Origin of the sequence: Streptomyces sp. NPDC048462 (genome assembly GCF_043200175.1) — a bacterium.
Lineage (GTDB): Bacteria > Actinomycetota > Actinomycetes > Streptomycetales > Streptomycetaceae > Streptomyces.
Map to the genome: position 1 here is coordinate 219161 of NZ_JBICXG010000007.1, position 23489 is coordinate 242649.

The window sequence follows — 23489 nt, forward strand, 5'->3', positions numbered from 1 at the left end:
GGCCGTGGGAGTGGGCCCCAAGCAGCTGCGCAAGCTGGGGTTCTGACCCTCGGCAGCGGCCCCGGCCCGCGTGTCCGCGCCTTCAGCCGTGCGCCGGTCTCACGCGCCCTCCTTCAGGACGCGTGAGACCAGCGAGCGCTGGGCGTCGGTCAGCCGGGGGTCCGCGCAGTGCACCGTCCGGTCGCCGACCGTGATCCGGTAGCCGAAGCCGTCCGGAACGCCGGCCGGCGGGGTGTCCCGGCCGCCGGTGAGCGCCGATTCGGCCAGGGCCTCCCATTCACGGGCGTCGGCCCGCCCCGAGGTGTCGATCTCGCGGTGGCGTGCGATACCGGCGAAGCCGCCGGTCCTGCTCACCTGGATCCGCATACGGTGTCCTTCCCCTGCGGACGGGCCCTGTCAGCTGCCTACGCGGTCGGTACGCCCACCTCCGACCAGGCCTTGAGGACCGCCTCCACCTCGTCGCCCGCACCGAAGCGGCTGCGTGCCGCCGCGACGGTCAGCCGGGCGAAGGCCGCGAAGTCGGCGTCCACCGCCAGTTCACCACCCGTGAGGACATCGAACCAGAGCTGTCCGGCCTTCTCCCAGGAACTGCCGCCGAGCGCGGTCGCCAGCAGGTAGAACGCCCGGTTCGGGATGCCGGAGTTGAGGTGCACACCGCCGTTGTCGTCGCCGGTGTGGATGTAGTCGTCCATGGACGCGGGCTGCGGGTCCTTGCCGAGCACGTCGTCGTCGTACGCGGTGCCGGGCGCCTTCATCGAGCGCAGCGCCACGCCCTGGACGCGGGGTGCCAGCAGGCCCGCGCCGATCAGCCAGTCGGCCTGCTCGGCGGTCTGGTTCAGCGTGTACTGCTTGACCAGCGAGCCGAACACGTCCGAGACGGACTCGTTGAGCGCGCCGGACTGGCCGTAGTAGCTCAGGTTGGCCGTGTACTGGGTCAGGCCGTGTGCCAGCTCGTGGGCGATGACGTCGATGGCGACGGTGAAGTCGAGGAAGATCTCCCCGTCCCCGTCGCCGAACACCATCTGCTCGCCGTCGAAGAAGGCGTTGTTGTACTTCTCGTCGTAGTGCACGGAGCCGATGAGCGGCAGGCCCTTGCCGTCGATCGAACGCCGCCCATAGGCCTTGAGCAGCAGTTCGAAGGTGGCGCCGAGGCCCGCGTAGGCGCGGTTGACGCTGGCGTCGCCCGTGGGGTCCTCGCCCTCGGCGCGGACCTTGGTGCCGGGCAGCTCGGTGCCGTGCCGGCAGTCGTAGAGGGTGCGGTCGGGTTTGCCGGAGCGGTCGTCCTCGGGGGCCGGGGCGACGCGCGGCGGGACGGGGGTCGTCACCTGGCGGCGGGTGCGCCGGGCGGCGTCGGCCTCCAGGGTGCGGCGGGCCGGGCCCGCCAGGACGGGATCGTCGGACTGGGACAGCTTGTCGAGGACGTGGGGCGGCACGATGGTGCAGAAGACGGGGTGGATTCCGTGCTGAATTCGAGGCTGCATGCACTCGACTGTGGCAGCGCGTGATCGTCCTGTCACTGGTTGCCACCAGGATTGACGAAATAGAGTGATCGATCACTGTTCACCCGTTACCGGCGTCCGGTCCCGCATACTGATACGGCACAGACGCCTCGGGTGTCGCTGGGCTAGTGTCTTCGCATCATGCGTTTCGGGCTGCTTCTTCTTAGCTGCCGCGGCGAGGGTCTGTAGTCGTAGGCCGACCCCCTCCCCGCGGAGTCTTGTGTTGCAGCGACACAGTCGGCCTCCCCTTGCCGGACCCCGAGGAGCCCTACGCCATGACCGCAGTGAATCCCGCCCAGACCCCCGTCGAGAACGCCGTCGGCCGCCCCACGCCGATCACCAACACCACGGGACTGCAGAAGCCGTCCGGGATGCCGATCAACAAGTACGGGCAGTACGAGGCCGTCGACATCCCCGACCGCACCTGGCCGGACAAGCGCGTCACCGTCGCACCCCGCTGGCTCTCCACGGACCTGCGTGACGGGAACCAGGCACTGATCGACCCGATGTCGCCGGCCCGCAAGCGCGAGATGTTCGACCTGCTGGTGCGCATGGGCTACAAGGAGATCGAGGTCGGCTTCCCGTCCTCCGGCGAGACCGACTTCGGGTTCGTCCGCTCCATCATCGAAGAGGGCGCGATCCCCGAGGACGTGACGATCTCCGTCCTGACGCAGGCCCGCGAGGAACTGATCGAGCGCACCGTGGAATCGCTGCGCGGCGCCCACCGGGCCACCGTCCACCTGTACAACGCGACCGCCCCCACCTTCCGCCGCGTGGTGTTCCGCGGCTCCAGGGAGCAGGTCAAGCAGATCGCCGTGGACGGCACCCGGCTGGTCATGGAGTACGCCGAGAAGATCCTGGGCGAGGAGACGATCTTCGGCTACCAGTACAGCCCGGAGATCTTCACCGACACCGAGCTGGACTTCGCCCTGGAGGTCTGCGAGGCGGTCTGTGACGTCTGGCAGCCCGAGGCCGGCCGCGAGATCATCCTCAACCTGCCCGCCACCGTGGAGCGTTCGACGCCGTCCACGCACGCCGACCGGTTCGAGTGGATGTCGCGCAACCTGTCGCGCCGCGAGTTCGTCTGCCTGTCCGTCCACCCGCACAACGACCGGGGCACCGCCGTCGCCGCCGCCGAACTGGCCCTGATGGCAGGCGCCGACCGGATCGAGGGCTGCCTGTTCGGCCAGGGCGAGCGCACCGGCAACGTCGACCTGGTGACGCTGGGCATGAACCTCTTCTCGCAGGGCGTCGACCCGCAGATCGACTTCTCGCAGATCGACGAGATCCGCCGCACCAGCGAGTACTGCAACCAGATGGAGGTCCACCCGCGCCACCCCTACGCGGGTGACCTGGTCTACACCGCCTTCTCCGGCTCCCACCAGGACGCCATCAAGAAGGGCTTCGACGCCATGGAGGCCGACGCGGCCGCCCAGGGCAAGACGGTGGACGAGATCGAGTGGGCGGTGCCCTACCTGCCGATCGACCCGAAGGACGTCGGCCGCAGCTACGAGGCGGTCATCCGGGTCAACTCGCAGTCCGGCAAGGGCGGAATCGCCTACGTCCTGAAGAACGACCACAAGCTGGACCTGCCGCGCCGGATGCAGATCGAGTACTCCCGGATCATTCAGGCCAAGACCGACGCCGAGGGCGGCGAGGTCACGCCGGCGCAGATCTGGACCACGTTCCAGGACGAGTACCTGCCCAACCCCGAGAACACCGCGGCTCAGTGGGGGCGCGTACAGATCCGTTCCGGCCAGACGACGACCGGCTCCGACGGCCAGGACACGATCACCGTCGAGGCGACGGTGGACGGCGCGGACACCGTGCTCACCGGCACCGGAAACGGCCCGATCTCGGCGTTCTTCGAGGCGCTGCAGGCCATCGGTATCGACGCCCGGCTGCTGGACTACACCGAGCACACCATGAGCGAGGGTGCGAGCGCGCAGGCCGCCTCGTACATCGAGTGCGCGATCGACGGAAAGGTCCTGTGGGGCATCGGCATCGACGCCAACACCACCCGGGCCTCGCTGAAGGCGGTCGTCTCGGCCGTCAACCGCGCCACCCGCTGACCCCGCGCCCGCCCGAAAGGGTATGAATCCACACGGTCCGCGAACCCCGCCCCCCGCACCCGGGGGGCGGGGTTCGGCCATCTCGGAGCGGTTGTGACGGGCGAGGTGCTGACGCCGCTTCGTGGATGTGGTTAACATCACGTCCAACACGGCAATGTTGCCGTGGGGGTACCTCCCGTGTCCGCAGGGCTACGGGGGAGTTACGGAGGTGTGCGACGTGCGGTCAGCCCTGGGACAACGCGCAACGAAGCTGCGTATCTGCGGCATCCGCACGATGTGGGACACCGTCGGGGACGGCGAGTTCTTCTGCACCGGCTGCGGAGGCGACCGCAACTACCGCCGCCTCACCGGACGTCGCCGGTTCACCTTCCTGGGCGTACCGCTGCTGCGGCGCGGCACCGTCGGCCCGGTCGTCGAATGCGCCGCGTGCCACGACCACTTCGGCACCGACACCCTCGACCACCCCACCACCAACCGGTTCTCCGCGATGCTCAAGGACGGCGTCCACACCGTCGCGCTCGGCGTCCTCGCGGCCGGCGGCACCACCTCCCGCACCGTCCTGGAGACGGCCGTCGCCACCGTGCGAGGCGCCGGGTTCGACGGCTGCACGCAGGAACAGCTCGCCACCGTCGTCGAGGTCCTCTCCGTCGACATCGGCCACGGCTCGGCGTTCGACCCGGCCGCCGAGGCCTGCGGCGCGGCTCTCGCCATCGAGCTCCACGAGGCGCTGGAGCCCCTCGCCCCGCACCTGGCCCCGGCCGGCCGGGAATCGATTCTGCTCCAGGGCGCCAGGATCGCGCTGGCCGACGGTCCGTACAGCCAGGCCGAACGCGAGGTGCTGACCACGGTCGGCGGGGCGCTCCAGCTCCGCGCCGAGGACACCGCCCGGCTGCTCGCCGCCGCGGCCCGTACGCCCTCCTGAACCCGCTCCCGGTCCACCGGCCGCTACTCCCGCGGGAGTAAGCCGGCGCACCGCACCCTCCCCGGCAGTAACGGGGATGTCGGTCTCCGGCGCGATGAACCGGCCCCGGCCCGACGGGAGTCTGGACATGAATCCAGACACCCGGACGGAAGGGGGCCCGTATGCGGGCCGCGACGCAGAACAAGGGCAGACAGCCACAACCACAGCCACAGCCACAGCCGCGGCAACGGGCACGGAGCCGGTGGCGCAAGCTGCCCTGGGCGGTCGTCGCGCTCTGGGTCGCCGTCATCGCGATCGCCGGGCCCCTCGCCGGGAAACTCTCGGACGTACAGGCCAACCACGCGGTCGACTACCTGCCCGCGAGCGCCGACTCCACCCAGGTCGCGAAGATCCAGGAGACGCTGCCCGGCGGCGAGTCCACCGACCTCGTCCTCGTCTACCACCGCGACGGCGGGCTGACCCCGGCCGACCGGACCACGGCAGCCCGGCAGACCGCCGAGGTGGCCGCCGGTCACCCCCTCACCGCACCCCCGCGCGCCGTCCCCTCCAAGGACGGCACGACCCTGATGTACCCCGTCTCCACCACCGGGCCCGGCCAGGACGACGACGCCAGGACCGCGTTCGTCGACGAGGTGCGCGAGAGCGCGAAGGGCGGCGACGGGCTGAGCGTCCTGGTCGGCGGCCCGGGTGCGCTCAACACCGACGCGCAGAAGGTATACGGCTCGCTCGGCGGCCCGTTGCTCTACACGACCGTCGCCGTCGTCGCGATCCTGCTGATCCTCATCTACCGCAGCCCGCTGCTCTGGCTGGTACCGCTCGTCGTCGCGGGCGTCGCCGACGCCCTGTCGATGGCCGTCGTCTACGGACTCAACCGGGGCTTCGACATCACCGTCACCGGCCAGAGCTCCGCCGTGATGACCATCCTCGTCTTCGGCGCCGGCACCGACTACGCGCTGCTGCTCGTCTCCCGCTACCGGGAGGAGCTGACCCGCCACGCCCGGCCGCAGGAAGCGATGGCGGCAGCGCTGCGCGGCTGCGGCCCGGCCGTCGTGGCCTCCTCGGCAACGGTCGCGGCGGGCCTCCTGTGCCTCCTGGCGGCCGATCTCACCAGCAGCCGCGGAATGGGACCCATCGCCGCCGTCGGGGTGCTGTGCGCCCTCCTGGCCATGCTGACGCTGCTCCCGGCGCTCCTGGTGCTCCTGGGCCGCCGGGTGTTCTGGCCGATCGTCCCCGCGTACGGCAGCGAACCCGTGCGGCGGCGCTCCCTCCTCGCCGCCGTGGGCAGCTCCGCCGGCCGCCGGCCCGTCGCGGTACTGGTGACCGGCGGGGTACTGCTCGGCGCGCTGTCGCTCGGCGTGTTCAACCTGCCCGGCGACCTCAAGCAGGCGGACTCCTTCACCAGCAAGCCGGACTCGGTCGCCGCCATGGAGACACTCGCCGACGCCTACCCCGGCCGCTCCAGCCAGCCGATCACCGTCCTCGCACCCACCGGCCGGGCCGACCAGGTGCTGGCCGGAGCCCGCGCCACCGAGGGCGTCGCCTCCGCCGAACGCGGCCGCAGCGGCGGCGGCTGGACCGAACTGTCCGTCCTCGCCACGGCAGGGCCCGAGTCCGAGGGGGAGCGGAACACCGTCAACGCCCTGCGCGCGCACCTGGACGGGGCCCACGTCGGCGGACCCGGCGCCCAGCAGATGGACCTGGAGCGCTCCAGCTCCCGCGACCTGCGGACCGTCGTCCCGCTCGTCCTGCTGTCGGTCCTGATCGTCCTGATCCTCCTGCTGCGCAGCCTCGTCGCCCCGCTGCTGCTCGTCGCGGCCGTCGTCGCCGTCTGGGGCGCCGCGCTGGGCATCGGCGGACTGCTCTTCGAACCGCTCCTCGGACTCAAGGGCACCGACCCCGGACTGCCACTGCTGTCCTTCGTCTTCCTGGTCGCACTCGGCGTCGACTACGGCATCTTCCCGATGCACCGGGTACGCGAGGAGTCCCTGGCCGGCGCCGGACCGACCGCCGCCGCGCTCACCGCCCTGCGCACCACCGGCGCCGTGATCGCCTCGGCGGGCCTGGTGCTCGCCGCCACCTTCGCCGTCCTGACGAACATGCCGCTGACCGCCCTGGTGGAGATGGGCTTCGTCATCGCCGTCGGTGTGCTCCTCGACACCTTCCTCGTCCGCACCTATCTGGTCACCTCGGCCGCCGTGGCCCTGCAGCGCCGGATGTGGTGGCCCGGAGCGCTCAGCCGCACCCCCGCCGCCCCCGGGCCGCAGGAACCGGAACTCGTCCGGGCGCCCTGACAGTGCCACGCCCCGTACCGGAGGATGGCCGCGTGTCCCGAACCACGCGCCGCCGCGAGCGCATCCTGGCCGTCGTCAACCGCGACCCCATGCACGCGCCGCACAAGACGCGCACCGACGCCCTCATCGCCGTGGGCGCCGGTGCGCTCTCGGCCGCCCTCGCCCTGTTCGGCGGCCGCACACCCGACGCGCTCGGCCTGCTCCTGCTGGCGGCCGGCGTGCTCCCGCTCGTGTGGCGGCGGCGCGCACCCGTGCTCGTGGTGGCCGCCATGGTCCCGCTGCTGGCCCTCTACCACGGCCTCGACTACGACCACACGGCCCCGATGCCGCAGACCTGGATCGCGCTCTACACGGTGGCCGTCACCGGCCGCCCGCTGCGGACCCTGTTCACCGGCATCGGTGTGCTGGCCGTGATGATGACCGTGGTCGTCGGCATCAGCACCCACGACGGGCTCGAACTCCTGCGGATCTCCGGCTGGATCGTCGCGGTCCTGTTCTGCGGGGTGGACGTACGCATCTACCGCCAGTACGTCGCCTCGATGCTGGACCGCGCCGAACGGGCCGAGCGCACCCGGGAGGAGGAGGCCAGGCGGCGGGTCGCCGAGGAACGGCTGCGGATCGCCCGCGACCTGCACGACCTGCTGGCCCACAGCATCACCCTCATCGGCGTGCAGACCTCGGTGGCCTCGCACATCCTCACCGTCGACCCGGACCGGCTCGACCGGAAGGCCATCGCCGCCTCGCTGGACGACATCGCCGGCACCTGCCGGGAGGCCCGCGCCGAACTGCGCACCACCCTCCAGGTACTGCGTGACACCGGGCAGGCGGGCCGCGACGACGCGGACGGACCGCTGCCCGACCTGGCCGCCCTGCCCGGCCTCGTACGCGCCGCGGAGGCGGCCGGGGCACGGGTCGACCTCCGGGTGCGCCCGCCCCACGGCCGGCTCGCCCCGGCGACCGGAGCGGCCGCCTACCGGATCGTGCAGGAGTCCCTGACGAACGCGGTACGGCACGCCGGCTCCGGCGTCCGCGTCGGCGTCGTCGTCGAGCCCACCGCCGGCGCCCTGCGCGTCACCGTCACCGACGACGGGACCGGTCCGGCCGGCGACGGCTCCCCGCCCGGGTTCGGCATCCTCGGCATGCGGGAGCGCGCCCGCAGCACCGGCGGCACCCTGGACGCCGGCCCCCGCCCCGGCGGCGGCTTCGAGGTGTCCGCGCTGCTGCCCTTCCAGAAACAGGAATCGGAGACCCTCTCATGATCCGCGTGCTGCTCGCCGACGACCAGACGCTCGTCCGCGCCGCGTTCGCGATGCTCGTCGGCTCCGACCCGGACATGGAGGTCGTCGGACAGGCCGCCACCGGCCTCGAAGCGGTCGCGCTCGCCCGCTCGGAACGGGCCGATCTGGTCGTCATGGACATCCGGATGCCCGAACTCGACGGCATCGGGGCGACCCGCCGCATCGCCGCCGACGAGGACCTCGCCGGGGTGAAGGTGCTGGTCCTGACCACGTACGACACCGACGAGCACGTCGTGGACGCGCTGCGCGCCGGCGCCTCCGGCTTCCTGGTCAAGGACACCCGGCCCGCCGATCTGCTCGCCGCCATCAAGACCGTGGCCGCCGGCGAGGCCCTGCTCTCACCCGGCCCGACCGCCCGGCTGATCGCCCGGGTCCTCAGCACCCCCAGCGCGCCGACCGCCTCCGGAACGGGCGGCCCCGAGGCGCTCTCGGACCGCGAACGCCAGGTCCTCGGCCTCGTCGCACGCGGCCTGAACAACACCGAGATCGCCGAGACCCTCAGCCTCAGCCCGCTCACCGCCAAGACCCACGTCAGCCGGATCATGGGCAGACTCGGCGCCCGCGACCGCGCCCAGCTGGTGATCATCGCGTACGAATCCGGGCTGGTCGTCGCCGCAGGCGGCGGGGCGGCCGGAAACTGAGCCGCCCGGGTTCGGGGGGCGGCCCCGGCCGGCCGGCCGCGTACCGGACAATGGAGCCATGAGCTTGTTCCGGGACGACGGCGTGGTGCTCCGCACGCAGAAGCTGGGCGAGGCCGACCGGATCATCACGATCCTGACCCGCGGCCACGGCCGGGTACGGGCCGTCGCGCGCGGCGTGCGACGCACGAAGTCGAAGTTCGGCGCCCGCCTCGAACCGTTCTCCCACGTGGACGTCCAGTTCTTCGCACGCGGCAGCGAACTGATCGGACGCGGCCTGCCGCTCTGCACCCAGAGCGAGACGATCGCCCCCTACGGCGGCGGCATCGTCACCGACTACGGGCGCTACACCGCGGGCACCGCGATGCTGGAGACCGCCGAGCGCTTCACCGACCACGAGGGCGAACCCGCCGTCCAGCAGTACCTGCTGCTGGTGGGCGGACTGCGCACGCTGTCCCGAGGGGAACACGACCCCCACCTCATCCTCGACGCCTTCCTGCTGCGCTCCCTCGCCGTCAACGGCTACGCACCCAGCTTCGACGACTGCGCCCGGTGCGGAATGCCCGGACCGAACCGGTTCTTCTCCGTCGCGGCGGGCGGCGTCATATGCGGCGACTGCCGGGTACCGGGCAGCGTCGTACCCTCGGCTCAGGCCGTCACCCTGCTGAGCGCACTGCTCACCGGCGACTGGGCGACGGCGGACGCGTGCGAGGCGCGTCACGCCAGGGAGGGGAGCGGGCTGGTGTCCGCCTATCTGCACTGGCATCTGGAGCGCGGCCTGCGTTCGCTGCGGTACGTGGAAAAGTAGACACAGGGAGACGGAAAAGCTCATGGCAGTACGCGGAATCCTCGGCGGACGCAACCGGCGGGACCACAAGACCCCGGAACCGCACCCCTCCGGTGCCACGCCCCCGAAGATCCCCGGTGAGCTGGTGCCCAAGCACGTCGCCGTGGTGATGGACGGCAACGGCCGCTGGGCCAAGGAGCGCGGTCTGCCGCGCACCGAGGGCCACAAGGTCGGTGAGGGCGTCGTCATGGACGTGCTCAAGGGCTGCATCGAGATGGGCGTCAAGAACCTCTCGCTGTACGCCTTCTCCACCGAGAACTGGAAGCGGTCCCCGGACGAGGTGAAGTTCCTGATGAACTTCAACCGGGACGTCATCCGCCGCCGCCGTGACGAGATGGACGCGCTCGGCATCCGGATCCGCTGGGTCGGCCGCATGCCGAAGCTGTGGAAGTCCGTCGTCCAGGAGCTCCAGGTCGCGCAGGAGCAGACCAAGGACAACGACAAGATGACGCTGTACTTCTGCGTCAACTACGGCGGCCGCGCCGAGATCGCCGACGCCGCACAGCGGATCGCCCAGGACGTCGCGGCGGGGAAGCTCGACCCGTCGAAGGTCAACGAGAAGACCTTCGCGAAGTACACCTACTACCCGGACATGCCGGACGTCGACCTCTTCGTCCGGCCGAGCGGCGAGCAGCGCACGTCCAACTACCTGATCTGGCAGAGCGCGTACGCCGAGATGGTCTTCCAGGACGTGCTGTGGCCGGACTTCGACCGCCGTGACCTGTGGCGGGCCTGCCTCGAATTCGCCCAGCGCGACCGGCGTTTCGGCGGTGCGGTGGAGGCCGAGGAATCCGGCAGCTGAGCGGGACGGCTACGGGGGCGCCGCCCCCGTAGCCGCAGGATCACTTACTTCCCGGCGCTCGCACACTCCGCGCAGGTACCGAAGACCTCCACCGTGTGCGCCACGTTGACGTAGCCGTGCTGCGCCGCGATCGTCTCCGCCCACTGCTCGACCGCCGGGCCCTCGACCTCGACGGCCTTGCCGCACACCCGGCAGACCAGATGGTGGTGGTGGTCGCCGGTCGAGCACCGCCGGTAGACGGACTCGCCCTCGGTGGTGCGCAGCACATCTACCTCGCCCGCGTCCGCGAGGGACTGCAGGGTGCGGTAGACCGTGGTCAGCCCGACCGAGTCGCCGCGGTGCTTGAGCACGTCGTGCAGCTCCTGCGCGCTGCGGAACTCGTCCACCTCGTCGAGCGCCGCGGCCACCGCAGTCCGCTGCCGGGTCGAGCGGCCGCGTACCGGGGCCGCGTTCGTGCCGCTGATCGGCGCCGTCGCCACAGGAGCCTCCTCGTGTCGCCCGTACGTTTGTCGGGCCATTGTGCCAGCCCGGACCGGCCGCGGGGTCAGACGCGGACGTCGTCCGCGGCGCGGCGGGTCGCCGGTACCTCCAGGGTGCACCGTTCGGCGGCCGATTCGCCGATGCGCGCACGCCTTCTTCCCAGCGGGGCGGCGAGCAGGGTCAGTGCGATGAAGACGCCGATGGCCAGCAGCACGATCGTCGCCCCGGGCGGTACGTCCTGGTAGTACGAGGTCACGGTGCCGGCCAGGGTCACCGCCACCCCGATGACGACCGAGAGCACGAAGGTCACCTTGAAGGACCGGCTGATCTGCTGCGCGGCGGCGACCGGGACCACCATCAGGGCGCTGACCAGCAGCAGCCCGACGACCCGCATCGCGACGGTGACGGTGACCGCCGCGGTGACGGCGATCAGCAGGTTCAGGACCCGCACCGGCAGTCCGGTGACCCGGGCGAACTCCTCGTCCTGGCTGACCGCGAACAGCTGCCTGCGCAGCCCGACCGTCACCAGCAGCACGAACGCCGCCAGCAGGCCGATCGCGGTGATGTCCTCGGAGGAGACCGTGGACAGCGAGCCGAAGAGGTACGAGGTGAGGTTGGCGTTGGAACCGGTGTCGGAGAGGTTGATCAGCAGGACACCGCCCGCCATGCCGCCGTAGAAGAGCATCGCCAGCGCGATGTCGCCCCGGGTGCGTCCGTACCAGCGGATCAGCTCCATGACGACCGCGCCGACGACGGCGACGGCGGTGGCCATCCAGACCGGGCTGGTGGAGAGCAGGAAGCCGAGGCCGACGCCGGTCATCGCGATGTGGCCGATGCCGTCGCCCATCAGGGCCTGCCGGCGCTGCACCAGGTAGATGCCGACGGCGGGGGCGATGACGCCGACCAGTACGGCGGCGATCAGCGCCCGCTGCATGAAGGGAGGGGTGAGGAATTCCATGATCAGCTCAGCAGTCCCGTCCGGACGGGCTCGGAAGCCGCGTGGGGGTGTACGTGGTCGTGGCCGGGCAGCGCGTGCTGGCCCAGCGCCTTCGGGGGCGGTCCGTCGTGCATCACGCAGCCGTCGCGCAGGACGACCGCGCGGTCGATCAGCGGCTCCAGCGGGCCCAGCTCGTGCAGGACGAGCAGCACGGTGGTGCCCGCCGCGACCTGGTCGCGCAGGGTCGCGGCGAGGATCTCCTGGCTGGCCAGGTCGACGCCGGCCATCGGCTCGTCCATGATCAGCAGTTCGGGTTCGGCGGCGAGCGCGCGGGCGATCAGGACGCGCTGGTGCTGGCCGCCGGAGAGGGCGTTCACGGAGTCCTTGGCGCGGTCGGTGAGGCCGACGAGTCCGATCGCCCGGTCGACGGCGGCGCGGTCGGCCTTGCGGGGCAGGCCGAGCTTTGTGCGGGAGAGCCGCCCGGAGGAGACGACCTCGCGGATGGTGGCCGGTACGCCGCCGGCCGCGGTGGTGCGCTGCGGTACGTAGCCGACCCGGGCCCAGTCGCGGAACCGGCGCAGCGGGGTGCCGAAGAGTTCTACGGCGCCGCCGGTGAGCGGGACCTGGCCGATGGCGGAGCGCACGGCGGTCGACTTGCCGGAGCCGTTGGCGCCGAGCAGCGCGACGACCTCGCCGCGGTGCACGGTCAGGTCGACGCCGCGCAGTACGGGGCGCGCTCCGAGGGTGGCCGTGGCGTCGCGCAGGACGATCACGGGTTCGGGGGTGGAGCTCGCGGGCTCGGGCATGAGCGCCTCCGGTGCTGCTGCGGGGTTCGGGCCGGCCGGTTCGGTGGGGTCGTCGCTCACTTCGCGCCGAGCGCCTTCTGCAGCGCGGCGAGGTTGGACTTCATGACCTCGATGTAGTCATCGCCCTTGGACCTGTCCGTGATTCCCTCCAGCGGGTCCAGGACGTCGGTCCGCAGGCCGGTGTCGCGGGCGACGGTCCTGGCCGTCTTGTCGCTGGCGAGCGTCTCGAAGAAGACCGTGGTGACCTTCTTCTTCTCCGCGATGGAGTGCAGGGCGCTGATCCGGGCGGGGCTGGGCTCGGCCTCGGGGTCGATGCCGGCGATGCCCTCCTGGGTGAGGCCGTAGCGCTCGGCCAGGTATCCGAAGGCGGAGTGGGTGGTGATGAACGTCTTGGTGGCGGTGTCCGCCAGCCCCTTCTTGTACGCCGTGTCGAGCGCGCCGAGTTCCTTGACCAGGGTGTCGGTGTTCTTGCGGTAGTCCGCGGCGTGGTCCGGGTCGGTCTTCTCCAGGGACTTGCCGACTCCCTTGGCGACCTCCGCGTACTTCACCGGGTCGAGCCAGATGTGCGGGTCGGCGCCGGCCTCCTCGCCCTCGTGCTCGTGGCCGTGCTCGTGGTCCTCGCCGCCGACCTCGGCGCCGTGGTCCTCCAGCGTGGTCAGCTTCGCGGCGTCGACGGTGTGCTTGGACTCGGAGAGCTTGATCGCGTCGTCCACCGCGGGCTGGATGCCCTTGAGGTAGAGGATGTAGTCGGCGTCGCTGAGGCCGCCGATCTGCCGAGGGCTGAGCTCCAGGTCGTGCGGCTCCACGCCCGGCTTGGTGAGAGTGGAGACGGAGACGTGGCCGCCGCCTATTCGCTCGGCCAGGAACTGCATCGGGTAGAACGACGCCACCACCTTCAGCTTGCCGCCGCTCTTGTGGCCGGCGGCGTCGGACGTCGAACAGGCGGAGAGCGCGGTGAGGCCGAGGACGACTGCTCCGGCGGCGACAGCGGTGGGTATGAGGCGGCGGCGTTTGTTCATGACAGTCATTTTCAACAAAAGTGGAAACGATTGTCAACAAGGTCGATGGGATGACCTCGGGCACACGGCCCGGCGGACCGGTCCGATACCGATTTGATCGAAGGGGCGTGCCCGCCGGTAATCTGAGGACTTCGCCGTTCGCCGTCGTCGTAATGAAGAGAGCACCGTGGCCGCCGACAAGATCGACTCCATCGTCAGCCTGAGCAAGCGCCGTGGCTTCGTTTTCCCCTGCAGTGAGATCTACGGTGGTCAGCGCGCCGCCTGGGACTACGGACCGCTGGGCGTTGAGCTCAAGGAGAACCTCAAGCGCCAGTGGTGGCGCTACATGGTCACTTCGCGCGAGGACGTGGTCGGGCTCGACTCGTCGGTCATCCTGGCCCCCGAGGTGTGGGTGGCCTCCGGTCACGTCGCCACGTTCTCCGACCCGCTGACCGAGTGCACCTCCTGCCACAAGCGCTACCGCGCGGACCACCTGGAGGAGGCGTACGAGGAGAAGCACGGCAAGCCGCCGGTCAACGGCCTCGCCGACCTCAACTGCCCCAACTGCGGCAACAAGGGCACCTTCACCGAGCCCAAGCAGTTCTCCGGCCTGCTCTCCACGCACCTCGGCCCCACCCAGGACTCCGGCTCGGTCGCCTACCTGCGTCCCGAGACGGCTCAGGGCATCTTCACCAACTTCGGCCAGGTGCAGCAGACCTCGCGCAAGAAGCCGCCGTTCGGCATCGCGCAGATGGGCAAGTCCTTCCGGAACGAGATCACTCCGGGCAACTTCATCTTCCGCACGCGCGAGTTCGAGCAGATGGAGATGGAGTTCTTCGTCAAGCCGGGCGAGGACGAGCAGTGGCAGGAATACTGGATGGAGCAGCGCTGGAACTGGTACACCGGCCTCGGTATGCGCGAGGAGAACATGCGGTGGTTCGAGCACCCGGCGGAGAAGCTCTCCCACTACTCCAAGCGCACCGCTGACATCGAGTACCGCTTCCGCTTCGGCGGCAGCGAGTGGGGCGAGCTGGAAGGCGTCGCCAACCGCACGGACTACGACCTGAAGGCGCACTCCAAGGCCTCGGGCACGGACCTGTCCTTCTTCGACCAGGAGGCCGGCGAGCGCTGGACCCCCTACGTCATCGAGCCGGCCGCCGGTGTGGGCCGCTCGGTCCTGGCGTTCCTGCTGGACGCCTATATCGAGGACGAGGCGCCCAACGCCAAGGGCGTCATGGAGAAGCGCACCGTGATGCGCCTCGACCCGCGCCTGGCGCCGGTGAAGGTCGCGGTCCTGCCGCTGTCCCGCAACCCGCAGCTCTCGCCGAAGGCCAAGGGCCTCGCGGCCGACCTGCGGCAGAACTGGAACATCGAGTTCGACGACGCGGGCGCCATCGGCCGCCGTTACCGTCGCCAGGACGAGATCGGTACGCCGTTCTGCGTCACCGTCGACTTCGACACCCTCGACGACAACGCGGTGACGGTGCGCGAGCGCGACACGATGACACAGGAGCGCGTCTCCCTGGACCAGATCCAGGCGTACCTGGGCGCACGGCTGCTCGGCTGCTGACGCCTCGCATCCGCTGCACGATGCCCCCGGTTCCCCGAACGGAACCGGGGGCTTCGTGCACACTGGGCACAATCGTCCACAGGAGGCTCGGATGCCGTCCATGACCACGAGCAAGGTCAGCAGATGGGACCAGCACGGCCGTGAACACATAGTCCACGTACGGAAGTCGGGGATGCAGCGGCAGTTGAGCTGCGACACCTGCGACTGGCGCAAGGGGGTGCAGTTCCTGCCCTGGCTCAAGGCCGAGGAACACCTCGCGGAGGCGCACCAGGCGACGGTCGACCCGACGGCGACGTAGCCCGGCCTCCGATTCCGGCCCCGATCCGGGGCCGGCGCCGGCTCTGATCCCGCTTCCGGTCCCGGTCTCGCTTCCGGTACCGCCGCCGGTCCCGTTCGGCCGGTACGGGCGCGGTCTCAGGCCCGCAGGCCTCGCAGCAGCAGGTCCGTGACGGCGGTGAACTCGGCGGCGATGGCGGGTTTCTGCCACTCGGCGGCATACGCCGGGTCGTGGAAGCGTGCCGTCGCGTCGAAGACTGCCTGGGCGGCCGACGCGGGGTCGGCCACCGCGAACTGGCCGTCGGACACCCCCTCCTCGATCATCTCCCGCAGCTGGCCCACCAGTTCGCGGATGTGTTCCTCGACCACCGTGCTCTCGCCCATGAGCACCTCATAGGTGGCGAACAGCTCCGGATCGTCACCCGCCTTGTGCCGCTTGGCCTCGAACAGCGTCTCCAGCCACTGCCGCAGCTTCGCCGGGGCGGGCTGGGCCGAGGCGTGCAGAATCTCGGTGAGCGCCAGCTCCGTGCGGGTCAGCCAGCGGCCGGTCACCGCCTCGCGCAGGGCGGCCTTCGTACGGAAGTGGCGGTACACGCTGCCGTGGCTGACGCCGAGCGCCCGAGCCACGTCGACCACGGTCGCCTTGGCGGGGCCGTAGCGGCGCAGCACGTCCTCGGTGGCTTCGAGGATGCGCTCGGGAGTCAGCGGGTCGGGCGGCGGCGTCATGGTGGGTGTGCTGCCTTTCGGGGCGGGGCGTCGAGCGGCTCAGGTCGCCGTCGGGCGGCTTCGACCGTACCCGGACGTCAGCGCTCGCTGTCCAGGTGGGCCATCTGGCTGTCGGGGTAGCGGGCGCCCGCCGCGGCGCCGGCCGGGACGGCCTCCTCGATCGCCGCGAGGTCGGCCTCGGTCAGCTCCACGTCCAGGGAGCCGAGGGCCTCGGTCAGACGGTCGGGCCTGCGGGCGCCGACCAGCGGCACGATGTCCGTGCTCTGGGCCGCACCCTGGGCCAGGACCCAGGCGATGGCGATCTGCGCGACCGTGACGCCCTTCTGCCCGGCGATCTTCCGGAGCGCCTCGACCAGGTCGAGGTTGTGCCGGAGGTTCTCGTCCTGGAAGCGCGGGCTCATGCTCCGGAAGTCACCGGCGGCCAGCTCGCGGTCGCGGGTGAAGTGGCCGCTGATCAGTCCTCGGGAGAGCACCCCGTACGCGGTGACGCCGATGCCCAGCTCGCGGCAGACCGGGAGGATCTGCGCCTCGATGGAGCGGGAGAGCAGCGAGTACTCGATCTGCAGATCGGAGATCGGGGCGACGGACGCCGCCCGCCGGATGGTCTCCGCACCGACTTCGGAGAGGCCGATGTGCCGGACGTGCCCGGCCTCGACCAGCTCGGCGATGGCGCCGACGGTCTCCTCGACCGGTACGTCGGGGTCGAGCCTGGCGATGCGGTAGACGTCGATGTGGTCGAGCCCCAGTCGCTGGAGCGAGTAGGCCGCGAAGTTCTTGACCGCCGCCGGGCGGCCGTCGTATCCGCTGAAGGCGCCCTCGACCGTCCGCAGCGCGCCGAACTTCACGCTGGTCAGCGCCCGTTCCCGGGCGGACGCGGGCGCGGTGCGCAGGGCCTCGTTGATCAGGAGCTCGTTGTGCCCCATGCCGTAGAAGTCGCCGGTGTCGAGCAGGTTGATTCCGGCGTCGAGCGCCGCGTGGACGGTGGCGATCGACTCGGCGCGGTCGGCCTCGCCGTACAGCGCGGACATGCCCATGCAGCCGAGGCCGAGCGTGGAGACCTGCGGGCCGGTGGAGCCGAGGGTGTGGGTGCGGAGGGCGGTCATAGGGAACTCCCGGGTGTGCTGGGGCCAGGCGTCATGGGTACATACCGACCATGACATAGGTGATGACAGATTTCAATATCTGTCAGTCCATGTTCCCTCTGTGGGGTGATTCCGGTCGACCGAAAATCCGGTGCGGGAGCCGCTCGGCGCGGGGTACCGTTCCGGCATGGCTTCGTTCTTCCAGATCTACGAGTGAGTGCGCGGCGGGTCCGAGCACCCGCCGCCCACCGGATCGATCCAGGGTCGTTTCAGACCTCACTTTCACCAAGGATGGGAGAACCCCGTGGCCAAAAGCCGTAACAACCTTCTCGGCGTCGGCGGACAGCGGAAGAAGCTGTCCCGTGCCGAGCAGCAGGGCACAGGTCCCGAGCGCAACGCCAACCGGAAGACGGCGGCCGACCAGAAGCAGGAGCTGCTGCGCAAGATGCGGGAGCGCGCCGGTCACGCACCGTCGGACGAGGCCGCCGAGCAGGACGCCCAGGCCCAGGACGCACCCGCCAAGGACGCAACCGAGCAGGACGCCCCGGCGCAGAGCTGACCCCCTGCTCGCCCAGCCCGGTCAGCAGGGACACCTGCTCGCCGAACCCGGTCAGCAGGGACAGAACAGGAAGTCGAGCGCGGGAGCCCAGGGCACCACGCGTACGGCCGGGGGGGCCGGGAACCCCCGGTGTTTCGGGGCCCCCCCCGTGCGGAGGCCCCGGGGGCCCCGGCCCCCCCCCCGCCCCCCCGCCCGGCGGCCCCGCCAACACCCACCCCGCGGGCCCGCCGCCCCCCCCCGCCGTTCCGGACGCCCTGGGCTCCCCGGACGCCCCGCACGCCCCGGGCTCATGCGACGGTGCGTGGCAGCCGCAGACTCAGCAGTGTCGTCAGCACCACCGCGCCCAACTGCACCAGCAGCGTCACGACCAGCGCGTCCCGCATCCCCGACCCCGGCGCCAGCGACAGGAACAGCGAACCGAGCGTCGCCACACCCAGTGCCAGCGCCGCCTGCTGAGTCGTCGTCATGACTCCGCCGCCGACCCCGGCCCGCTCCGGCGGTACGTCGGAGAGCACGATGCGGAACAGGACGGGCAACTGGAGCCCCTGGCCGAGACCGGCGATCGCCATTCCCGGCAGCAGCCCCAGCAGCTCCAGCCCGGACCAGCTGTGCCACACGGTGAGCGCCAGCACCACCACGCCGACCGCCTGGATGAGCCCGCCGGCCGTCACGACCCGGCTGCCGTAGCGCCGTACCAGCCCCGGGCCGGCCAGCGAGGCGGCGAAGAAGGCCGCCGCCATCGGGGCCATCGAGAGGCCGGACGCCGCCGGACCCAGCTTCAGGCCCTGCTGGAGGGCCACCGCGATGACGAACATGAAACCGCCGAAGCCCACCGAGAAGGGCAGCACCAGCGACAGCCCGCGCCGCAGCGAGTCGAGCCGCAGCAGGCTCGGCGGGACCAGCGGGATCAGGCCGTTGCGGTCGGCCCGCCGCTCCACCCGGTAGAAGGCGGCCGCGGCGAACGGGAACAGTGCCAGCGAGACCCAGGTCCACAGCGGCCAGCCCGCCGCCCGGCCCTCGGTCAGCGGGGCCAGCAGGGTGACCAGTGACGCGGCCAGCAGCAGCGTGCCCGGCACGTCGACCGGAGCGGGCCGCTCCGAACGCGTCTCCGGGACCGAGCGGGCCGCCAGTACCAGCCCCACCGCCGCCACCGGGACGTTGACCAGGAACACCGATCGCCAGCCCGCGCTCTCGCCGAACACCGACGACAGCGGCGCGGCGGCGACCAGCACCCCGCCGAGGATCTGGCCGGCGACCATGGAGAGCCCGGCCGTCGCCCCGTACAGGCTCATCGCCCTGGCCCGCCGGTGCCCCGAGGTGGCCGCCTGGATGGTGGCGAGCACCTGCGGCAGCATCAGCGCCGCCGCGGCGCCCTGGGCGACCCGCGCGCCGACCAGCGTCCAGGCGTTCGGCGCGAGCCCGCAGGCCAGCGAGGTGAGCCCGAAGGCCGCGATGCCGAGCAGGAACAGCCGGCGCCGGCCGGCCATGTCGCCGAGCCGGCCGCCGAGTACGAGCAGGACGGCGTACGCGAGCCCGTACCCCGCCACGACGAGCTCCAGCAGCGCGGGTCCCGCGGCCAGGTCGTGGTCGATGGTGGGCAGGGCGACATTCACGATGAAGAAGTCGATCAGGGGGAGCGCCGCACCGAGCAGCACGGTGAACAGCCCGAGCGCGCCGAGCACCGGCGTGGGGTGGTCGTGCCGTACCACCGGCGCGGCAGTGGGGGCGGATGTCTTCGGCCGTACAGGGGATTCACTCACGGCATCGACGATGGCTCTTCTCGAAGCCTGGTACCAGAGTGTCTTTATCCTGGTACAAGTAGCACCCGGCATGGCGCCGGGCCGTGCCGCACGCTGGAGGAATGACGACGATGGCGACCGTAGCCCCCGAAACCGCCGGAGCAGCCGCGAACACGACCCCCGCGGCCCCCGAGGCCTCCGGGACGACCACGACCGCCGAGACCGCCGCCACCTTTGAGACCTCCGAGACCGACATCCGGCGCCACGAGCTCGCGGACTTCCTGCGCAGCCGCCGGGAGCGCATCACCCCCGAGCAGGTGGGCCTGGTCCGGGGCCGTCGCAGGCGCACGCCGGGGCTGCGCCGCGAGGAGGTGGCGCAGCTCTCCGCCGTCGGCGTCACTTGGTACACGTGGCTCGAACAGGCCCGTGACATCCAGGTCTCGCCCCAGGTCCTGGACGCGCTCGCCCGTGCGCTGCTGCTCGACCGCAGCGAGCGCAGCCACCTCTTCTCACTCGCCGGAGCCATCGACCCGGCCCCCGGCACGGACTGCCCGAGCATCACCCCGGCGCTGCGCGCGATGCTGCGGCAGCTGGAGCCGATCCCCGCATGTGTCCAGAACAGCCGTTACGACGTGCTCGCCCACAACCGGACCTACGGCCGGCTGCTCTGCGAACTGGACGCCGTGGCACCCGAGGACCGCAACATCATGCTGCTCGCCTACACGAACGAGCAGTGGCGTTCCACCGTCATGGACATCGCCGAGGTGACCCGCTTCCTGACGGCCAAATTCCGTGCCGCGATGGCTGAGCACCTGGCCGATCCCGCGTGGAAGGCCCTGCTCAAGCGGCTGGAGTCGGCGTCGCCCGAGTTCCGGGAGACCTGGGCGAGGCATGAGGTGGTCGGCTCCGGCGGCCGGTCCAAGGTCTTCCGGAACCGGTACGTGGGGCTGCTGCGGCTGGAGACCTCGGATCTGTGGCTGGGCCCGGCGGCCGGTCCGCGCCTGGTCACCTACGTGCCGCGCGACGAGGAGACCCAGGAGCGGCTCCAGCGGCTTCAGGCCCTGGTGCTCGCGGACGAGGACTGACCACCTGGCCCGCCACCGGACTGACCGTCGGGCCCGCCACCGGACTTGCCGTCGGACTTGCCGTCGGGACGGGCCCCCGGCCGGCCGGCGGCCGGTCCGTGTCCCGCCGTCGCCGCGCCCTCCAGCAGTTCCGCGGTCCGGCGGGCGGTGCCCCGTGCCCAGCGCCCGCTGCTCAGCGCCCCGACCACCAGGACGCACACACCGCAGCCGGTGATGATCCACCAGGCGGGCTTGCTCGCCGCCACGAAGTCGCCGGCCGGCCCGATGCCGCCGGACGAGCCGGCGCCTGACACACCGGCCGCCAGCACGGCGCCGATCACGGCGACGCCCAGCGTCTGCCCGATCTGGCGGCTGGTCGAGGCGACCGCCGCGGCGACGCCCGCCTGGGAGCGGGGCATGCCGGAGACGGCGGTGTTGGTGATGGGCGCGTTCACCGCGCCGAAGCCCAGCCCGAACAGCACATAGCCGGTGAACATCAGCGCGTTGTCGGTCTCCGCGTCGAACAGCGCGAACATGAGACCGCTCGCCGCCATCCCCACCCCCGCGACCAGGAGCGGGATGCGTGGCCCCCGGGTGGCGACGACGCGCCCCGAGAGCGGCGGCAGAACACAGACCACCGCCGCCATCGGGAGCATGTACAGGCCGGCGCCCAGCGCGCTCATCCCCCGTACGTCCTGCAGATAGAGCGTGTTGACGAAGAGGAAGCCGCCGAGCGCGGCGAAGGCGCTGACCGCGATGACGGTGGCCCCGCTGAACGGGGCGCTGTGGAAGAACCGCAGGTCGATCAGTGGATCGGCGCGCCGGGGCTCGTACACCAGCAGGCCGATGAGCGAGGCTGCCGCGACTGCGGCGAACAGCAGGATCTCGGCGGAGGTCCACCCCTTCTGCGGCGCCTCGATGATCGCGTACGTCAGCGAGCCCAGCAGCGCGATCACCAGCAACTGGCCCACCGGGTCGGGGCGGCGGGCCTTCGCGGCACGCGACTCGGGGACGTACTTCAAGGTCAGCAGCAGCGCGGCGATGCCGACCGGCAGATTGATCCAGAAGATCGACCGCCAGCCGACCGAATCGACCAGGCTGCCGCCGACCACCGGTCCCGCGGCCATCGAGATGCCGACGACACCGCCCCAGGCGCCGATCGCCCGAGCGCGTTCGCGCGGGTCGGTGAAGGTGTTGGTGATGATCGACATCGCGACCGGGTTGAGCATGGAGCCGCCGACGGCCTGCACCATCCGGAACACGATCAGTGTCTCCAGACTGGGCGCGATGGAGCAGAGCGCCGAGCCCAGGGTGAAGAGGACGAGTCCGGCCATGAAGACCTTGCGCCGGCCGATCCGGTCGGCGGTGGACCCGGCGAGCATGAGGAGGGAGGCGAGGACGAGGGTGTACGCGTCGATCGTCCACTGCATCCCCGCGACGCTCGCGTGCAGGTCCTGGCGCATGGACGGGAGGGCGACGTTCAGGACGGTGCTGTCCAGGCTGACGATCAGCAGACTCATGCAGCAGATCGCCAGCACCAGCATCCGTCTCCGGTGGCTGAGCTCGGGCATGCATGGATAGTACGACTAACTAACGACCCTCGCTGACGGTGGCACCGCACCCGGGGCCCCGGGCCCGCTCCGGACCGGACGCGCGCCCGGAGCAGTTCCCCGGGTGCGCGACAATGGGGCAATGACCACGCTCGCCCCCGCGCCCCAGCTGCTCCGCATCGGCCCGCACACCGTGCAGCCGCCGGTGGTCCTCGCCCCCATGGCCGGCATCACCAACGCGCCCTTCCGCACGCTGTGCCGGGAGTTCTCGGGCGGCAAGGGGCTGTTCGTCAGCGAGATGATCACGACGCGGGCGCTGGTCGAGCGCAACGAGAAGACCATGCAGCTCATCCGGTTCGACGCGAGCGAGACGCCGCGCTCCATCCAGCTGTACGGAGTGGACCCGGTCACGGTCGGCAAGGCCGTCCGCATGATCGTCGACGAGAACCTCGCCGACCACATCGACCTGAACTTCGGCTGCCCGGTCCCCAAGGTCACCCGCAAGGGCGGCGGCTCGGCGCTCCCGTACAAGCGGCCGCTGCTGCGCGCGATCCTCCAGCAGGCCGTCTCCAACGCGGGCGACCTGCCGGTCACCATCAAGATGCGCAAGGGCATCGACGACGACCACCTCACCTACCTCGACGCCGGCCGGATCGCCGTGGAGGAGGGCGTGACGGCGATGGCCCTGCACGGCAGGACCGCCGCCCAGCACTACGGCGGGACCGCCGACTGGGATGCCATCGCCCGGCTGAAGGAGCACGTCCCGGAGATCCCCGTCCTCGGCAACGGCGACATCTGGTGCGCGGACGACGCGCTGCGGATGATGCGCGAGACCGGCTGCGACGGCGTGGTCGTGGGCCGCGGCTGCCTGGGCCGCCCCTGGCTCTTCGGCGACCTCGTGAGCGCGTTCGAGGGTACGGAGACGAGGCAGACGCCCTCCCTGCGCACCGTCGCGGACGTCATGCTGCGGCACGCGACGCTGCTCGGTGAGTGGATCGGCGACGAGACCCGGGGCGTGATCGACTTCCGTAAGCACGTGGCCTGGTACCTCAAGGGCTTCGCGGTCGGCTCCGAGATGCGCAGGAACCTCGCGGTCACCTCCTCGCTGGAGGAGCTGGGCGCGCAGCTGAACGAGCTGCGGCTGGACCAGCCGTGGCCGGACGGCGCCGACGGCCCGCGCGGCCGCACCTCGGGCAACAACCGGGTGGTGCTCCCGGACGGCTGGCTGAAGGACCCGTACGACTGCGCGGGCATCTCCGCCGACGCCGAGCTGGACACCTCGGGCGGCTGAGCTCCGGTCCCGGCGGTCCGGGCCAGGGCCGGCCTCAGGCCT

The 23489-nt window shown here is 71.3% G+C and carries 22 protein-coding genes; 12 read left to right on the forward strand and 10 right to left on the reverse strand.

What is annotated here, in order from left to right; all coding sequences use genetic code 11:
- Positions 1 to 99: 99 nt before the first annotated feature.
- Both ACGFU6_RS15270 and ACGFU6_RS15275 read right to left on the reverse strand, forming a co-directional pair.
- Positions 100 to 366: a protealysin inhibitor emfourin gene (locus tag ACGFU6_RS15270; RefSeq protein ID WP_123526072.1), complete on the reverse strand. Its 267-nt coding sequence runs from the start codon at positions 364 to 366 to the stop codon at positions 100 to 102.
- Positions 367 to 404: 38 nt separating this feature from the next.
- Positions 405 to 1481, reverse strand: a complete 1077-nt coding sequence (locus ACGFU6_RS15275; protein ID WP_393611047.1) for a M4 family metallopeptidase — start codon at positions 1479 to 1481, stop codon at positions 405 to 407.
- 293 nt (positions 1482 to 1774) lie between these two features.
- On the opposite strand from ACGFU6_RS15275, the gene leuA reads away from it, so the two are divergent.
- The 7 genes from leuA (at position 1775) to ACGFU6_RS15310 (ending at position 10369) form a co-directional block, all read left to right on the forward strand.
- Positions 1775 to 3571 carry a 2-isopropylmalate synthase gene (gene leuA, locus ACGFU6_RS15280; RefSeq protein WP_393611049.1) on the forward strand — a complete coding sequence of 599 codons (1797 nt, stop codon included), beginning with the start codon at positions 1775 to 1777 and terminating at the stop codon, positions 3569 to 3571.
- A gap of 217 nt (positions 3572 to 3788) precedes the next feature.
- Positions 3789 to 4493: a TerB family tellurite resistance protein gene (locus tag ACGFU6_RS15285; RefSeq protein ID WP_393611051.1), complete on the forward strand. Its 705-nt coding sequence runs from the start codon at positions 3789 to 3791 to the stop codon at positions 4491 to 4493.
- Positions 4494 to 4654: 161 nt separating this feature from the next.
- Positions 4655 to 6784 (forward strand): MMPL family transporter, encoded by a 2130-nt coding sequence (locus ACGFU6_RS15290; protein WP_393611053.1) that lies wholly within the window; start codon positions 4655 to 4657, stop codon positions 6782 to 6784.
- Between the two features lie 89 nt (positions 6785 to 6873).
- Positions 6874 to 8043, forward strand: coding sequence for a sensor histidine kinase (locus ACGFU6_RS15295; protein WP_393611215.1), 1170 nt, complete (start codon positions 6874 to 6876; stop codon positions 8041 to 8043).
- On the forward strand, positions 8040 to 8723 hold the full coding sequence (locus ACGFU6_RS15300) for a response regulator (RefSeq protein WP_393611055.1): 684 nt from the start codon (positions 8040 to 8042) through the stop codon (positions 8721 to 8723). The genes ACGFU6_RS15295 and ACGFU6_RS15300 overlap by 4 nt, the downstream gene beginning before the upstream one ends.
- A 58-nt stretch (positions 8724 to 8781) precedes the next feature.
- On the forward strand, positions 8782 to 9528 hold the full coding sequence (gene recO / locus ACGFU6_RS15305; protein ID WP_393611056.1) for a DNA repair protein RecO: 747 nt from the start codon (positions 8782 to 8784) through the stop codon (positions 9526 to 9528).
- Positions 9529 to 9550: 22 nt separating this feature from the next.
- Entirely contained in the window at positions 9551 to 10369 is an 819-nt protein-coding gene (locus ACGFU6_RS15310) for an isoprenyl transferase (RefSeq protein ID WP_393611057.1), read from the forward strand.
- Positions 10370 to 10413: 44 nt separating this feature from the next.
- On the opposite strand, the gene ACGFU6_RS15315 is transcribed toward ACGFU6_RS15310, so the two are convergent.
- From ACGFU6_RS15315 to ACGFU6_RS15330, 4 genes are all read right to left on the reverse strand, one after another.
- The gene (locus ACGFU6_RS15315; RefSeq protein ID WP_393611058.1) at positions 10414 to 10848 is read right to left on the reverse strand and encodes a Fur family transcriptional regulator; all 435 of its coding nucleotides are present in this window, start codon (positions 10846 to 10848) and stop codon (positions 10414 to 10416) included.
- A gap of 65 nt (positions 10849 to 10913) precedes the next feature.
- The gene (locus ACGFU6_RS15320) at positions 10914 to 11807 is read right to left on the reverse strand and encodes a metal ABC transporter permease (protein ID WP_123526081.1); all 894 of its coding nucleotides are present in this window, start codon (positions 11805 to 11807) and stop codon (positions 10914 to 10916) included.
- A gap of 2 nt (positions 11808 to 11809) precedes the next feature.
- The gene (locus tag ACGFU6_RS15325; protein ID WP_393611217.1) at positions 11810 to 12592 is read right to left on the reverse strand and encodes a metal ABC transporter ATP-binding protein; all 783 of its coding nucleotides are present in this window, start codon (positions 12590 to 12592) and stop codon (positions 11810 to 11812) included.
- A 56-nt stretch (positions 12593 to 12648) separates the two neighbouring features.
- Complete coding sequence (locus ACGFU6_RS15330; RefSeq protein WP_393611060.1) at positions 12649 to 13620, reverse strand: metal ABC transporter substrate-binding protein; 972 nt, start codon at positions 13618 to 13620, stop codon at positions 12649 to 12651.
- Positions 13621 to 13777: 157 nt separating this feature from the next.
- On the opposite strand from ACGFU6_RS15330, the gene ACGFU6_RS15335 reads away from it, so the two are divergent.
- Both ACGFU6_RS15335 and ACGFU6_RS15340 read left to right on the forward strand, forming a co-directional pair.
- Entirely contained in the window at positions 13778 to 15160 is a 1383-nt protein-coding gene (locus tag ACGFU6_RS15335; RefSeq protein ID WP_393611062.1) for a glycine--tRNA ligase, read from the forward strand.
- 91 nt (positions 15161 to 15251) lie between these two features.
- Positions 15252 to 15458, forward strand: a complete 207-nt coding sequence (locus ACGFU6_RS15340; protein WP_123526083.1) for a hypothetical protein — start codon at positions 15252 to 15254, stop codon at positions 15456 to 15458.
- Positions 15459 to 15574: 116 nt separating this feature from the next.
- Here the strand turns inward: ACGFU6_RS15340 and ACGFU6_RS15345 are convergent, their stop codons facing one another.
- On the reverse strand, positions 15575 to 16162 hold the full coding sequence (locus tag ACGFU6_RS15345) for a TetR family transcriptional regulator (RefSeq protein WP_393611064.1): 588 nt from the start codon (positions 16160 to 16162) through the stop codon (positions 15575 to 15577).
- A gap of 77 nt (positions 16163 to 16239) precedes the next feature.
- Entirely contained in the window at positions 16240 to 17265 is a 1026-nt protein-coding gene (locus ACGFU6_RS15350) for an aldo/keto reductase (protein WP_393611066.1), read from the reverse strand.
- 283 nt (positions 17266 to 17548) lie between these two features.
- On the opposite strand from ACGFU6_RS15350, the gene ACGFU6_RS15355 reads away from it, so the two are divergent.
- Entirely contained in the window at positions 17549 to 17803 is a 255-nt protein-coding gene (locus ACGFU6_RS15355; RefSeq protein ID WP_393611068.1) for a DUF6243 family protein, read from the forward strand.
- Positions 17804 to 18090: 287 nt separating this feature from the next.
- On the opposite strand, the gene ACGFU6_RS15360 is transcribed toward ACGFU6_RS15355, so the two are convergent.
- Positions 18091 to 19563 carry an MFS transporter gene (locus ACGFU6_RS15360; RefSeq protein ID WP_393611070.1) on the reverse strand — a complete coding sequence of 491 codons (1473 nt, stop codon included), beginning with the start codon at positions 19561 to 19563 and terminating at the stop codon, positions 18091 to 18093.
- Positions 19564 to 19664: 101 nt separating this feature from the next.
- On the opposite strand from ACGFU6_RS15360, the gene ACGFU6_RS15365 reads away from it, so the two are divergent.
- Positions 19665 to 20627 (forward strand): helix-turn-helix domain-containing protein, encoded by a 963-nt coding sequence (locus ACGFU6_RS15365; protein WP_393611071.1) that lies wholly within the window; start codon positions 19665 to 19667, stop codon positions 20625 to 20627.
- Here the strand turns inward: ACGFU6_RS15365 and ACGFU6_RS15370 are convergent.
- A complete protein-coding gene (locus tag ACGFU6_RS15370) occupies positions 20597 to 22177 on the reverse strand; it encodes an MFS transporter (RefSeq protein WP_393611073.1) in 1581 nt (526 codons plus the stop codon). The two genes, ACGFU6_RS15365 and ACGFU6_RS15370, sit on opposite strands and share 31 nt — an antisense overlap.
- Positions 22178 to 22298: 121 nt before the next feature.
- On the opposite strand from ACGFU6_RS15370, the gene dusB reads away from it, so the two are divergent.
- Entirely contained in the window at positions 22299 to 23447 is a 1149-nt protein-coding gene (dusB, locus tag ACGFU6_RS15375; protein ID WP_393611075.1) for a tRNA dihydrouridine synthase DusB, read from the forward strand.
- Positions 23448 to 23489 lie beyond the last annotated feature (42 nt).

Bases quoted from the DNA above. Each gene is read 5' to 3' on its own strand.
- ACGFU6_RS15365 (WP_393611071.1), top strand. From the start codon at position 19,665: ATGACGACGATGGCGACCGTAGCCCCCGAAACCGCCGGAGCAGCCGCG.
- ACGFU6_RS15300 (WP_393611055.1), top strand. From the start codon at position 8,040: ATGATCCGCGTGCTGCTCGCCGACGACCAGACGCTCGTCCGCGCCGCG.
- dusB (WP_393611075.1), top strand. From the start codon at position 22,299: ATGACCACGCTCGCCCCCGCGCCCCAGCTGCTCCGCATCGGCCCGCAC.
- ACGFU6_RS15325 (WP_393611217.1), bottom strand. From the start codon at position 12,592: ATGCCCGAGCCCGCGAGCTCCACCCCCGAACCCGTGATCGTCCTGCGC.
- ACGFU6_RS15310 (WP_393611057.1), top strand. From the start codon at position 9,551: ATGGCAGTACGCGGAATCCTCGGCGGACGCAACCGGCGGGACCACAAG.
- ACGFU6_RS15350 (WP_393611066.1), bottom strand. From the start codon at position 17,265: ATGACCGCCCTCCGCACCCACACCCTCGGCTCCACCGGCCCGCAGGTC.
- ACGFU6_RS15370 (WP_393611073.1), bottom strand. From the start codon at position 22,177: ATGCCCGAGCTCAGCCACCGGAGACGGATGCTGGTGCTGGCGATCTGC.
- recO (WP_393611056.1), top strand. From the start codon at position 8,782: ATGAGCTTGTTCCGGGACGACGGCGTGGTGCTCCGCACGCAGAAGCTG.
- ACGFU6_RS15330 (WP_393611060.1), bottom strand. From the start codon at position 13,620: ATGACTGTCATGAACAAACGCCGCCGCCTCATACCCACCGCTGTCGCC.
- ACGFU6_RS15320 (WP_123526081.1), bottom strand. From the start codon at position 11,807: ATGGAATTCCTCACCCCTCCCTTCATGCAGCGGGCGCTGATCGCCGCC.
- ACGFU6_RS15345 (WP_393611064.1), bottom strand. From the start codon at position 16,162: ATGACGCCGCCGCCCGACCCGCTGACTCCCGAGCGCATCCTCGAAGCC.
- ACGFU6_RS15275 (WP_393611047.1), bottom strand. From the start codon at position 1,481: ATGCAGCCTCGAATTCAGCACGGAATCCACCCCGTCTTCTGCACCATC.
- leuA (WP_393611049.1), top strand. From the start codon at position 1,775: ATGACCGCAGTGAATCCCGCCCAGACCCCCGTCGAGAACGCCGTCGGC.
- ACGFU6_RS15270 (WP_123526072.1), bottom strand. From the start codon at position 366: ATGCGGATCCAGGTGAGCAGGACCGGCGGCTTCGCCGGTATCGCACGC.
- ACGFU6_RS15290 (WP_393611053.1), top strand. From the start codon at position 4,655: ATGCGGGCCGCGACGCAGAACAAGGGCAGACAGCCACAACCACAGCCA.
- ACGFU6_RS15340 (WP_123526083.1), top strand. From the start codon at position 15,252: ATGCCGTCCATGACCACGAGCAAGGTCAGCAGATGGGACCAGCACGGC.
- ACGFU6_RS15295 (WP_393611215.1), top strand. From the start codon at position 6,874: ATGCACGCGCCGCACAAGACGCGCACCGACGCCCTCATCGCCGTGGGC.